A 13,652-nucleotide genomic window follows, 5' to 3' on the forward strand; every position below is an offset into this window, starting at 1 on the left:
TTTTTATTCACTGCCATTGATCATTTTAGCGATCAAGCAAGGAGCGCTGGTGTATTGGTTAATAGGTAGCTTTATTATCCTTGCTATGATGGGCGTTTTGGCCATTGCTGATAGTACGCCCATGCCAACAATGCCGCTATTGATGGATAGCGTCAGCACGCCTGTTCTGACTATCTTATTTTTACTTTTTGCCTTTATCTTAATTTTGCTTAGCCAGTTGGCTACCCCATCAGCCAATCCTGTCAATTCTGTAAAAAATACTTCTTATCATGCTACGTTTGCTTCTCGTTTCCTCTATGTTATATCTATCACGATACTGGGAATAGCTCTGCTTATCAGCGGTGGTCTCAGGGCGCTGGTCAGTCACCAACAGGCAGATATTCAAAAAATCACTGAGCCTATGCGGGTACAGGCTTTGGTGCATATAGAGGGAATCAGTGATAGTGTCTATGATGCTACGACTGATACTGGCTATCGGCAAGTTGCGACCATCAGTCAAATATCGCCACTGGTTTCTGAGCTGACAGCACAAGACTTGGATAAAGTAACAGCAGAATATAGAAGAAGGATAAATAATAGCCTAAGCAATAACGAGATTAAATACCAATCTTCGTATCCAGTGTTTTCATATCAAAATTCACTCACTGAAAATGCTGCTCAAGATAAAGTGTATCGTGTACTACTCAATGCTTACCCCAAACAGCCCGCTAACCCCTCATCCAAGCCTAACTTGCAGAAAAAAGCAGAAAAACACAGTCAGATTACTGATTTAAACCATTTGCGATCGGGTGATAGGCTATGGATGACTTTGACGCTTGCGCCCCTTGCTACGTCTGAGCAAGTATCAAGTAACCCATCAGGGTTTGATAGCTATCGCTGGCTACGTGGTCGGCATATTGATGGCGTTGCCACTATATTGGCTACCAGTAGCCTAGTTGTGCCATCAAGTCACCCACAGTTACAGTCATATTCACAGCCACATTCATCATTCTCTGATGCTTATGTAACACGGTTGCGTACTATTATTGACCAAGGGCGCTGGCAGTTACGTCAGCACTTTTATCAAGATTGGGCTACGAAGTCTGCTGCAGAGCAACAAGCAAAAGCGGTCACGTTAAGTTTGCTAACTGGTGATCGCAGCTTAATCAATCGTGAGACCAAAGATCTGTATCAGCTGGCTGGTATTTCACACTTACTAGCGATATCTGGCACGCATGTTTTGTTTTTAGCGATTGTGCTGGCGGGTATCGTTATACTATTCATCAATCGTCTGTATCCCGCCCTATATCGCTATATTCCGCGCTGGCACGTACGCTGGTGGGTGATGATGAGTGCGGCATTTATTTATGCGTTATTTACGGGGTTTGATGTACCTGCGGCACGTACCGCATGGATGCTACTGGCAGTCGGTCTGGCAAGGCTCACTTTATTACCCATCAGTACCATGCGCGTGTTATTTGCTTTGGCAATACTGATGGCGTGGCATGACCCGTATGTATTGTGGCAAGCAGGTTATTGGTTGTCGTTTATTGCTGTGGCGTTATTACTTAAACATGAAGATACCTCACAAAAGCAGCCACTAATCTCAAACCAACCCTCGACTTCCTATGACAAATTAGTCAGACGTCTATACCTACATACTAAGCGCCTATTTAAGCTGCAGTGTTGGCTGTTTCTTGCTTTATTACCTGTGACTTTGTTGCTCTTTGGCAAAGCGTCCCTATGGGGGCTAATCGTCAATCTTTTTGCCATTGGCTTATTTGGCTGGATTATTGTACCGCTGAATTTATTGGCTGGGCTTTGCTATCTTATATTGCCGTCTGTCGCTGATATGATATGGACAGTAGTCACGGCAATCGTCAGTCATTTGCATGAGCTTATAGCATGGCTGACATCAATGCCTGCGCTAGCAGATGCGTGGCTTTATACGCCCGTTAATGCCGCTATTTTACTCATGGCATTAATGAGTATATTGCCTTGGTTACTACCTCGCGGCCTGATCAGTCGTTGGTTGGTATTACCACCGCTCAGTCTTTTGCTCATGACGGTATATGCCAATCAGCAATTACTGACCACGACAGCCACTTTATATATTTTGCCAACGGGTGATCACTATATAAGTGCAGCTTTATTACAATATCCTATTATCAATAGCGAAAATAGCAGCTGGCTGTTTTTGGCAGATCATAGACCAAGTAGCCCTAAAAATAAAACTAGACCTAGCAATCTAACGGCAGATAAATTCTCTGCCATATTAGCGCAGCAATTGGGCAGCTTATCTGTCGATAAACTAGAGGGCATCATTGTCCAAAGCAGTAGTAAAGGTGTGACTGATACCCATATCTATGATAAAAATAGCCGTGCATTGAATCCTAATGATTCAGAGCTGTTGCCCATGGTAGTCGCTCAGTTAAGTCAAAGATTGCCTGTAAGCCAATACTGGCAAGCAGGGCGTAGTGAGCGCTGGTCTGGGCGGCAGCAGGCTTATAGAGTCACTACGGACTCGAAAAAGATGGCAACTATCGGTGCCCAACGCTGTGAATCTGGTAAAATTTGGCAGCTACCAAATGGTCACTTAACCTTGCAAGCAATCACAGGCTGGAGCAAGATAGAGGATGCCAGTGTTTGGGATTGTACAATGACTATTGATAGCAGCACGCCTATACAAGTGCTCAAGTATCAAGCAAACGATCCCCTCAAGTCATCCTTTGCTCATTCACAAGCACTCATGACAAAAAGCCAATCACGACCTACGCCAGCAAATACCTTGCAGTCACGCCTGATTTTGAATGTAGACACCCATGAGCGTGTTTGGCAAATGTGGTCACTGCTGTGCTCAGCTGACACAGCCAATCGCAATATCGCCATGAAACATAGCACATGGCTTGGTCATAGCGCATCGCATATCTCAAATGAAGCAATCAGTCAGCAACAAATAAATGAGGTAATCACTTACGATGATAAACCGTTAGAAGTGACATTATCTTCTGATACGCTTATCAAAACGGCCTATTGATAATTTAGCCTTGATGTCTTATTGGTGATATCACCTTTACAAAATATACGTATTTCACAGAGACACTATTGAACCATAAGTGAAATGGCACCATACTTAACACCCTATTCATATAGAAGACTCAAACAGCAAAATATCGAATTTTTCTGTCGTAAATTTATATACGCTGTCTTTTATCGTTTTACATTGTTTCTGACTTAGGAAGTTATATGCCCAACTGGCCGCCAGACCCTAACAAACGTCCTGATAATTCGGCAAATCAGCCAGCACCGACGCAGCATTCAAACCAGCCGAGCGGGCAAGAATGGCGATTGATCGAAAATACTTTATTGGCCAGCGTGATCGAGCAACGCCGTGCCCGTCGTTGGAGTATTTTCTTTAAACTCTTGACCTTTGGTTATATTTTATTGATATTTTTGACGATTGGTCGTAGCTGTAGTACTGAAGCGCCCACTGCGCTTGATGGTATCGATACCAGTAAGCCGCATTTGGCAGTGGTTGAGCTTCAAGGTACTATTAGCAGTGGTGATGTTGCCAACGCTTATGATGTCAACGATGCGCTCACACGCGCCTTTAAAAACAGTAACTCAAAGGCAGTGGCGCTTGATATCAACTCACCGGGCGGCTCGCCTGTACAGTCAGATGAAATCTGGCAAACCATGATGGATCTACGTAAACAATATCCAGATAAAAAGCTTTATGCGGTGATTGGCGATATGGGTGCTTCTGGCGCATATTATATTGCATCAGCGGCTGATGAGATTTATGTCAACCCATCAAGCTTAGTCGGTTCAATTGGTGTCATTATGCCAAGCTATAACGTAAAAGGCTTGATGGATAAAGTCGGCGTAGAAGATCGTACTATTACAGCAGGTGAGTACAAAGATATTTTGAGTTTGTCGCGTCCCTTAACGGATTATGAAGAGCAGCATGTCGAAAAGGTATTAGACAATACTCATAAGCACTTTATTAACGCTGTAAAAGCAGGTCGCGGCGAGCGTCTAAAAAATCCTGAGCAAAACAAGCTGTTTTCGGGACTGTTTTGGACAGGCGAGCAATCTATTGAACTTGGCTTGGCGGACAAAAAAGGCAGTATCTCAAGCCTAGAGAAAGAGCTTAAATTAAATAACGTGGTCAATTATACGCCAAGTGATCCGTTCCAGTTATTTATGGATCGCTTCGCCGTCAAATTGGGTGCAGGGGTAGGTTCAAGTATCAATCTTGATCTCTTGCCACAAGAAGAAGGCAATGCGCAGATGCGTTAATGGACTTTAATTTTTAGCGTTACCCTGTATGATTGTTAGGGCTGAGCGTAGGATTATGCTCAGCCTTATTTATGTGTTGCCACCTAGAATTTGAAACCCTAAATACCGTACAAACCATTATAACAACTAATGAGAATGTAGTATGAGTGAAGTCAATTTACAGTCTTTTGCATCCTTACCTAAATCGAAAATAACCCAAAAGCCAGTCATCCATTTTGCGCATGCTAACGGCATGCCAAGTCCTGTCTATGAGCCATTTTTTGAAAAATTGGCGCCATTTTTTACCATTGAATATATCTCGATGTTGGGTGATACGCCTAATTATCCGGTAGATAATCATTGGCGCAGCCTTACGCAGCAGATTATAGATAGTGTCAAAAATACCTGCGAGAAGCACGGGATTAAGCAAGTTATCGCCGTTGGGCACTCGCTTGGGGCTATGTGTACGATGCAAGCAATATACCGCGCGCCGCAGTACTTCTCGCAAGCGGTTTTGATGGATCCGCCATGGATTTATGGCAAGGTTAGTTTACTGTGGCATCTGGCTAAGACAGCGGACCGATTGCCACTGATGAATAATCGGTTGATGGATAAGCTATCGCCATCTGGGGTATCTAAGCATCGCCGTGATGTATGGGATAGCCGAGAAGATGCGTATGATAAGCTGCGTCATAAAGGATTTTTTAAGAATTTTACTGAGCGCAGTTTTCAGGGCTACATTGAGCATGGCTTGCATACACGTGCCGATGGTAAAGTTACCTTGGCGATTCCAAAAGCCAGTGAGGTTGCGGTATTTCGCACCAACCCTTCTTGGTATTGGTTGACCCCAAATAAAGCGCCTAAAGTGCCAGTCACCTTGATTATCGGTGAAGACAGTATTTTTTTAAAACGTCGATTCCCGCAACAAATAAAGTCGCGCTTACGTATACCTTATATTACTCATGCAGGCGGTCATATGTTTCCACTTGAGCATCCAGAGTCTGTGTCACAGCAGGTATTAGCATTGATTGAAAAACAGTTACCTGCCAAATAATCTTTGTTTTTAAGTTATTTTTTATATTTAATTGACTGTCTCTATGAGCGGTTTTGAGGCAGTGCATCTGTAATGCCTTAGTGATATTTTAGTAATATCTCAGCAATGCCTCCGTACCGTTTTGAGTAAATCTATCATGCCAATGTTAAATAAGAGCGCCATTAAAAACAATATAGTGACCCTATCTCCTCAGCCTTTATTCACACGCTTAGGGGCTTTGCTACTTATCATCGGCATGGTGGTCTTTTTCTTTATCAGTCAGTTAATCAGTATTTATATCGCTGGCAAGCTGGTATTACCGACTGTAAAAAGCGCAACCGTAAGCAATATTTTCTTTTTTGGTAGCAATGATGGAACGGTTGTCAGTATTTCTATCATGATAGGCTGTATGCTTTTAATAGCTATTAGCGCTTTGATTGTTCGTTTAAGAGGCGGCAATTTAACGCAGTATTTGGCACTAAGACCGTTTTCGTTGGCAGTCGGTATGGCCATGATAGGGCTGCTACTGATATTTATGATTGGCAGTCAGGCATTGACGTATGCGCTTGATAAGACACCACTAGACTTTGTTGACCCTTTATATCAGTCTGTCAGCTCAGTATGGCTACTTGTTTTGGCAATGGTTATCGTCGCACCCATTTATGAGGAGCTGATATTTCGCGGATTGTTGTGGTCAGCGATTGCAGAGCAGTTTACCTCGACATCTGATGTAGGGCATCGCGGAGCAATCGTAGCAAGTCTGGTGACCAGTGCTATATTTGCGGTTATTCATTTGCAATATGGCATGTATGAGATCAGTACCATCGTGGTACTGGCGTTATTATTTTGCTATGCGCGTATCAAGTCAGGTTCGCTGATATTGCCCATGCTATTACATATTATAAATAACGGCGCGGCTATGTGGCAGTATATGTCGCAAGTAGCATAAAAATAACAGTGAATATTTGATAATGAATACTGACGCCGTACTCACTGTTATTGAATAGCTGATTTTCTTAGGGTTAAGACCTCAGATATTAGGCGTCAGGATTAAGGGTTAATACCTCAGTCGCTGCCTGCTTGATATCATCGATAGTTAAATGAGGCTTACCGCTTAAAGCTTGACGCCACTTTCGTGCGCCCATTAATCCTTGAAATAACCCCAAATAATGCCGAGTCATCGTTGGCAATGCTTCACCTTTGGCAATCTGCTCTTCTAAATAAGGATATAGCTGCGCCAGTATCTCTGAACGCTTAGGAATAGGGTCGCCCCATAAGCTATTGGCTTCAGCAAGCAAGTACGGATTATGATAAAAGGCGCGTCCAATCATGACGCCGTCGATATGCTCAAGGTGTGACTCAATGTCAGCAATACTCTCAATCCCGCCATTCATCTCGATATCAAGCGTTGGGAAATCTTGCTTTAAACGATACACGTCATCGTAGCGCAGTGGCGGTATCTCACGGTTTTGCTTTGGGCTCAAGCCCTGTAGCCATGCTGTACGCGCATGGACGATAAAGCGTGTACAACCACCAGCTGCCACTTTTTGTACAAAATCTGCCATAAACTCATAACTGTCAAAGTCGTCAATACCAATACGATGCTTGACCGTGACTGGGATATCGACTGCCGCTTGCATATGCTTGACCAAGTCGGCAACGGTATCGGGCTCTGCCATCAGGCAGGCACCGATTTTATTGTGTTGTACACGGTCAGAGGGGCAGCCTACATTAATATTGACCTCATCGTAGCCATGTTGCTGGGCAAATTCTGCACACTGCGTCATCTCAGTGATATCTGCGCCGCCAAGTTGTAGTACCAGCGGATGCTCAAGGGCATCAAAGCGCAAGTGCCGCGCGCGATTGCCATGTATCAGCGCGCCTGTACTAATCATCTCGGTATATAGATAAACATGCGGATTAAATAGACGAGCAAAATAACGATAGTCTGTCGTTGTCCAATCGATCATAGGGGCAACGGAAAGACGTTTGTTGGTCATATCAACCATAATGGTTAAGCCTTAATTTTTTAAAGATTTTGAAAATGTATATGCTGATGGTCTATGTATCAGCTTTTATATCATCTTTATTTTAAACGGATTATATTTGGGTATGATATCGCTAAATAACCTGATCGATCTTTTTGAACTCAGGCAAATTATAAAAATAAATACCCATGATGATGGCAATAAAACCGATGAAAGTAATATAGAGTGCAGGTGAGAAGCTGACATATAAAGTAGCATAGCCCAGTCCAAACGGCACCAGTACCCCAACGATACCATAAGTGACATTGTAGCAAAAAGCCATTCCGGTGAGTCGCACATTGGTGGGGAATAGCTGAATTAAGATGGCAGGTATCATGCCGATAACACCAGCACAAAAGCCTAAAAGCGCATACATAATAAGGATATAGTCGCCACTTGATTCTAAGTGATAGAAAAAGGCAAGCATTTGAGCGATTAAGATAATAGAGCCGATTGCCAAAATCTTACCAAAGTTTTCATGGTTGGAGATAATGCCATAAAAAATACAGCCAAAAATCATAAAAACAATACCAAGACTGTGCGAGAACCCAAACAAATCAGTATCGAGTGTAAAGCGTAATTCAATCAAGTCAGGCAGTAAAATAACGACAACTGTGGTAATACTTGAGACAATTAACGTCAGAACCAGACCGATAAAGATGGCATGCTTGCAATGCTTAAATAGGGTTGTAAAAGGCTTAGCCACATAATTACTAGGTTTTGATTTCTTCATCTGAGTGAAAAACGGTGTTTCCTCGATCCATCGCCACCCAAGAAGCGGCAAGAGCGTCAGGATAGCTGCGATAAAGAAGGGCAAACGCCAGCCATAATCTGCCAATTGCTCAGTGGTCAACGTACCGCTTAACCACAGAAAAAAGCCATTAGAGAATAAAACGCCCACAAAAAAACTGGCAGTCACATAGCTACAGCCTACTGACAGATATTGGCGCGGCACATGCTCTGCAACAAACACCCAAGACAGTGGTACATAAAGACCATAAGCCATGCCATGTATGATGCGTAAGAAAATAAACAATGCAGGCGCTGCCAAGCCCCATTGTGCATAAGTTGGCAAAAATCCCATCGCCAACAAGCTTGCTGCCGTAACCAAGATACTGATAAGTAGCAGCGGTTTACGACCTTTTATATCGCCATAACGTCCAAAGATAACACCGCCAAGTGGGCGTGCCACATAACCAATTGCAAATAATGACAGTCCCTGTATCTTCATAAGACTGGGGTCTGAGCTAACAGGAAATAGAGTCGCTGCCAACATATCTGCAAGATATAGGTATATTAAAAAGTCGAAAAACGCTATTGCACTGCTATAACAAGTGAACAGTACCGTATTTTTATCTTTAGAAGACATCAGTGCATATTGAGAACGAGAAGGCATATTAGGTCACGCATCCAGACATTAGGGTATTCGTTAAGGCAGTCACTATCTAAATAACTGCCTATAATAAAAAACGATAAATCATCATTGCTAATGATTTATCGTCAAAATAAAGACGTGTATGTCAAATAAGGTTGTATGAAACAAAATTGGGCTGAAATTGAGCAAAGGGCATGCAACGTCTAATCCTTTGATACTGAGCCAACTATAACAGCCAATCAATAGGTAACCATGACATAATGGTCAGCCAAACATGGTCACTGATATCAACGCGCGGCTCTGAATCATAAATGACTTTTTTATCTTTTTCCATGGTGTGCCATTGTAAATCACCGTTTTCTAGTAACTTCACTTCATACGCCTGATTTAATAAGTCATCGCTTAATGCACCATGCAACTGAGTGGCAAGCTCATCATCATTGATAATCACGCCCATCTCAGTATTGATATTAGCTGAGCGAGGGTCAACATTATATGAGCCAATGAAGACTTGATAGTCATCAACGGCAAAAGCTTTTGCATGTAGACTCGTTGAAGATTGGCTACGCGCTTTCCAGAGTTTGTTTTCACGCTTTTCTTCAGAAGCAGTTGATTTTAGCTCATAAATCTTAACGCCTGCCCGAAGCAAGCTAGGACGCCATTGGCTATAGCCAGAATGGACCGCCGTTACATCGGTTGCATCGAATGAGTTGGTGAGGATTTTTATGTCGATACCAGACTCTGCTAATGCAATCAGCGTATTAACACCGTCTTTGGTCGGTACAAAGTAGGAAGAGATAATAGTCAGTTTCTTTGATGGACTACCAAGCAAAGTACGCAGCTGATGCACCAAATTGGTGTCTGCTGGCACGGTTTTGGTCAATTTGCCAACGTCATCACTTAAGAATTGCATATCCGTCCAGCGAAACGGCACGCGTTTATTAATCAAATCCGTATCGATAGAGGAGTCTTCAATGGCTGCTTTATATACTGATAAACTGCCACTGCTGCTACTTTTCTCATCGGCTTGTAACTTATCGAGCCCTTGTATAAAGTCAGTTGTCTCTCCTTCATCAAGGGTCGCTAAGGTTTGGATGTCAAATGATATGGGTGCTGACCAGTAGCTGGCAAAACTATTATCAATATCTGCCACAACTTTACCAATCAGAAGTACATCCAAATCTGCAAACTGACTGTTTTTATCATTGCTTAGGTACTCATCACCGATATTACGCCCACCGATGATGGTGATTTGCTTATCAAAAATCATGCTTTTATTGTGCATGCGTCTATTGATACGCGGCAAGCCGGTGACAAAATTTAATGTCTGAAATTTACGATGCATAAGTGGATTAATGATACGCACCGCGATATTAGGGTGACTGGCAAAACGCAGTAAATGCTGATCAAATTTAGCATTATTATTAAAATCATCGAGCAGTAAACGTACAATCACGCCGCGCTCCGCTGCATCCCACAAGTCTTTGAGCATCAGCTGACCGGCTTGGTCATCGTGCCAGATATAGTACTGGGCATCGATATTGCGCGTCGCCATACCTGTCAATATACTGCGTGAGGCAAAAGCATTGGCACCCGTTACGATTGGATGATAGCCCGATAAATCAGGGTGAATCTCGCTCTGTTGACTGATAGCAGCCACCAAATCAAGATTATCCGTATTGGGGGTAGCAGTGTCGGTGCTGACAGTCGTGGTACTTATAAGGTCGCTCTCTTCTTGAGCGTCTTTTTCTATTTCGGCTTGTTCGCTTTTGTCAGATTGGTATAAAGCATCGACCCGTGCGGATAGTGCTTGGCTTTCAGGCAAGTGCGGCTGTTTGGGTAAGCTTTGGCATCCACTAAGACCTAAGGTGAGACCGAGTGTCAGGCTCAACGATAAGTTGCTAGGTTCTATACTGAACATCGACATAAATAAATTACCTTGGTGAGCCTTTATATAATGGAGAAGTTACCAAAAAATATGTCAGGATTTTTTGGTGGTTTTGCAGATGATAACACTGATTATAAGGCATATGATAATATCACCTAAGGCAAAGTCTCAATCGCCGCTAAGCTTATCAGGTGTCGGCATCTGTGCCTATTATAAATACGTTACTTTTACAAAATCTTGCCTGTATTAGCTATCGTTCTTCAGGGATACCAGCAGCACAGTTTTGCTTTTTGTTTTAGTAAGGGTTATGCGCTAGGCAACAGCATATACAGCTAGCGCCCAACCCTGCTGTTTTGAAGCTGCTGCTTGGAATAATTTATCATGATATGATAACGCGAATGCATGAGGTTTATAATCAAAAATAAATGGGTCTGTAAATAACAATCAAGGCAATGGAAAATTTATGAGTCAATCGCAATCGCAAAATAAAGACAATATGAATGGCTTGGATGCAAACTGGTGTGATGATGCGCTGGATTTAGAACTTGATTATGGTATGCAAACCATTGCCGTGCGTGCAGGGCAGCATCGTACTGATGAGGGCGAGCATTCAGAAGCTATTTTTACCACCAGCTCCTATGTTTATCAATCAGCAGCGGATGCCGCCGGTCATTTCGATGGTACTAAGACGGGCAATGTCTACTCACGCCATACCAATCCAAGCGTACGTACCTTTGAGCGCCGTTTAGCCGCGCTTGAGAACGGCGAGCGGGCAGTGGCGACCGCTTCCGGTATGGGCGCGATTTTGACCATGTGCTTGGCGTACCTAAAAGCCGGCGACCATTTGCTCGCTGCCAATCAGCTCTTTGGCTCATCGATCGGCTTGTTTAATAACTACATGGCAAAGTTTGGCGTTGAGGTCAGTTACGTTGATTGTTTTGATAATGACGCATGGGCAAATGCTGTGCAACCAAACACCAAGGTCATTTATTGCGAAAGCCCGAGCAATCCATTGGCACAGATTTGTGATATCGGCTTTTTAAGCCAGCTATGTAAAGCCAATGACATACTCTTGGTCGTTGACAACTGCTTTGCTACCCCAGCTTTGCAGCGTCCGCTTGATTTGGGTGCCGATGTGGTGATTCATTCTGCAACCAAATACTTAGACGGTCAAGGTCGTGTACTTGGTGGCGCGTTGGTTGGTAGCGATAAACTGATGCAAGAGGCGTTTACCGTCATACGTTCAGGCGGCATCAGCATGAGCCCGTTTAATGCTTGGGTCTTTACCAAGGGGCTTGAAACGCTTAAGTTACGTATGCAAGCGCATTGTAATAATGCCAATCAAGTAGCTGAATTTTTGGTCAATCATCCTAATGTCAGTACTGTACACTTTTCAGGCTTGAGCGACCATCCATCGCATGAATTAACCAAGCGTCAGCATCATATGCCAGACGGCTTTGGGGCGATCATGGGTTTTGAGGTGCAGCCATCAGAGACGCTCGATGCAAAAGCTGCTGCTTGGCATGTGATTGACTCGACCCAAATGGTTTCTATCACCAATAATTTGGGCGATGCCAAAACCACTATTACCCATCCTGCAACCACCACTCATTTTCGTCTGAGCGCCCAAGAGCGGGCAGAAGCAGGCGTCAAAGACGGTCTGATTCGTTTGTCGGTCGGTTTAGAAGATGTAGAAGATATCATCAAAGATTTGGCGCGTGGTTTAGACAGTCTGTAAAGATAACGGTATAATTGCTATTAGCATTTTATTTTCTTTTTATCAAAATCCCTATTATTAAAACCTTTATTATTAAAAACTAAGAGGCAACTATGAATATTCAAGCATTGATGCAACAAGCACAAACCATGCAAAAGAAAGTCGAAGCAAATGTCGAAAATGCCAAAAAAGAGCTTGCCAATAAAGAAGTACATGCAGAAGCGGGCAGCGGTTTGGTAAAAGTAACTATGACCGGTCGTCATGTGGTCAAGCGCTTGACCATTGACCCAAGCTTATTAGAAGATGAGCCGGATATGATTGAAGACCTTATCGCTGCCGCCATCAATGATGCGGTACGTCAAGCAGATGAGCTATATGAGTCAACGATGGCTGGCGCGACCTCAGGTATGGGTCTGCCACCAGGTATGCAAGGTATGTTCTAAGTCGTTGGTTTTTAAACGCTAAAGTCGACATATTAAAGATAAAATGGGGTTGTTATCGACGCGATACGACCCCATTTTTATAGCTTGAATTTATAAATAAAGGACATCATTTTGCTGACAGCCAAATTTGATCAGCTGGTCAAACAGTTGCGTATCTTGCCAGGTGTTGGTCAAAAAAGCGCCCAACGTATGGCGTTGCATTTGCTTACCAAAAAACGTCCACAAGGTATGGCGCTCGCCCAAGCGCTTGATGAGGCCATGCGTGATATCGTCGAATGTCAGCGTTGCCACAGCTTTAGCGATGATGCGATTTGTCCCTTATGTCAAGACCCAAGGCGTGATGATGCCTTGCTGTGTGTGGTCGAAACCGCAGCAGACGTGATGGCAATAGAGCAGACCGCAGGCTATCGCGGGCGCTATTTTGTGCTAGGTGGTCATTTGTCGCCGATAGACGGTATTAGCGCCGATGATTTAAATATCGATCAGCTGGTTTGGCGGGTCAAGCAAGAGCCTGTTGAGGAGCTGATATTGGCAACCGGTACAACAGTTGAAGGGCAAACCACTGCCCACTTTATCAGTGAGGCGGTCAGTCGCCATGTCAAGAAAGTCACACGTCTAGCGCAAGGCGTACCGATGGGCGGCGAGCTTGAGTACTTAGACAGTATGACCCTTGGGCAAGCGATGCAGAATCGCTCTTTCTTGTAGTAGTACCTATAGCAATTTCATAAATTCTCTATAAAAACCAAGTCTTGTCCATTTTATTTGATGGAATTGTTATAATTGCTCTCTTATCTACTTTTATTAAGACGTAATTTAGCGTTTTATTTTCTCCTATTTATGCAGGTATCTGCCCGTGTCCAACCATGCTCAAACCGCTTCAACGACTGCCATCCAATCAAATCCTTCAAA

The 13,652-nt window shown here is 43.5% G+C and carries 10 protein-coding genes; 7 read left to right on the plus strand and 3 right to left on the minus strand.

Annotated elements, in window-relative coordinates:
- Nucleotides 1-49 precede the first annotated feature (49 nt).
- From ABYU67_RS05665 to ABYU67_RS05680, 4 genes are all read left to right on the plus strand, one after another.
- Complete coding sequence (locus tag ABYU67_RS05665) at nt 50-3,016, plus strand: ComEC/Rec2 family competence protein (protein WP_372844036.1); 2,967 nt, start codon at nt 50-52, stop codon at nt 3,014-3,016.
- 209 nt (nt 3,017-3,225) lie between these two features.
- Entirely contained in the window at nt 3,226-4,281 is a 1,056-nt protein-coding gene (sppA, locus tag ABYU67_RS05670) for a signal peptide peptidase SppA (RefSeq protein WP_372844037.1), read from the plus strand.
- A gap of 142 nt (nt 4,282-4,423) precedes the next feature.
- Entirely contained in the window at nt 4,424-5,314 is an 891-nt protein-coding gene (locus ABYU67_RS05675) for an alpha/beta fold hydrolase (protein WP_372844038.1), read from the plus strand.
- Nucleotides 5,315-5,456: 142 nt separating this feature from the next.
- Nucleotides 5,457-6,242, plus strand: coding sequence for a lysostaphin resistance A-like protein (locus ABYU67_RS05680; RefSeq protein ID WP_372844056.1), 786 nt, complete (start codon nt 5,457-5,459; stop codon nt 6,240-6,242).
- Nucleotides 6,243-6,330: 88 nt separating this feature from the next.
- On the opposite strand, the gene dusA is transcribed toward ABYU67_RS05680, so the two are convergent.
- From dusA to ABYU67_RS05695, 3 genes are all read right to left on the minus strand, one after another.
- Entirely contained in the window at nt 6,331-7,302 is a 972-nt protein-coding gene (gene dusA / locus ABYU67_RS05685) for a tRNA dihydrouridine(20/20a) synthase DusA (protein WP_372844039.1), read from the minus strand.
- A 112-nt stretch (nt 7,303-7,414) separates the two neighbouring features.
- On the minus strand, nt 7,415-8,716 hold the full coding sequence (locus ABYU67_RS05690) for an MFS transporter (RefSeq protein ID WP_372844040.1): 1,302 nt from the start codon (nt 8,714-8,716) through the stop codon (nt 7,415-7,417).
- A gap of 205 nt (nt 8,717-8,921) precedes the next feature.
- Nucleotides 8,922-10,622 (minus strand): phospholipase D family protein, encoded by a 1,701-nt coding sequence (locus ABYU67_RS05695; RefSeq protein ID WP_372844041.1) that lies wholly within the window; start codon nt 10,620-10,622, stop codon nt 8,922-8,924.
- Nucleotides 10,623-11,079: 457 nt separating this feature from the next.
- Between ABYU67_RS05695 and ABYU67_RS05700 the strand changes: the two genes are divergently transcribed.
- From ABYU67_RS05700 to recR, 3 genes are all read left to right on the plus strand, one after another.
- Nucleotides 11,080-12,321, plus strand: coding sequence for an O-succinylhomoserine sulfhydrylase (locus ABYU67_RS05700; protein WP_372844057.1), 1,242 nt, complete (start codon nt 11,080-11,082; stop codon nt 12,319-12,321).
- 92 nt (nt 12,322-12,413) lie between these two features.
- The gene (locus ABYU67_RS05705) at nt 12,414-12,743 is read left to right on the plus strand and encodes a YbaB/EbfC family nucleoid-associated protein (RefSeq protein WP_325246078.1); all 330 of its coding nucleotides are present in this window, start codon (nt 12,414-12,416) and stop codon (nt 12,741-12,743) included.
- Between the two features lie 111 nt (nt 12,744-12,854).
- Nucleotides 12,855-13,448 carry a recombination mediator RecR gene (gene recR, locus ABYU67_RS05710; RefSeq protein WP_372844042.1) on the plus strand — a complete coding sequence of 198 codons (594 nt, stop codon included), beginning with the start codon at nt 12,855-12,857 and terminating at the stop codon, nt 13,446-13,448.
- The last annotated feature ends 204 nt before the right edge of the window (nt 13,449-13,652 follow it).

It is taken from the genome of Psychrobacter sp. (assembly GCF_041554015.1).
Classification (GTDB): domain Bacteria; phylum Pseudomonadota; class Gammaproteobacteria; order Pseudomonadales; family Moraxellaceae; genus Psychrobacter.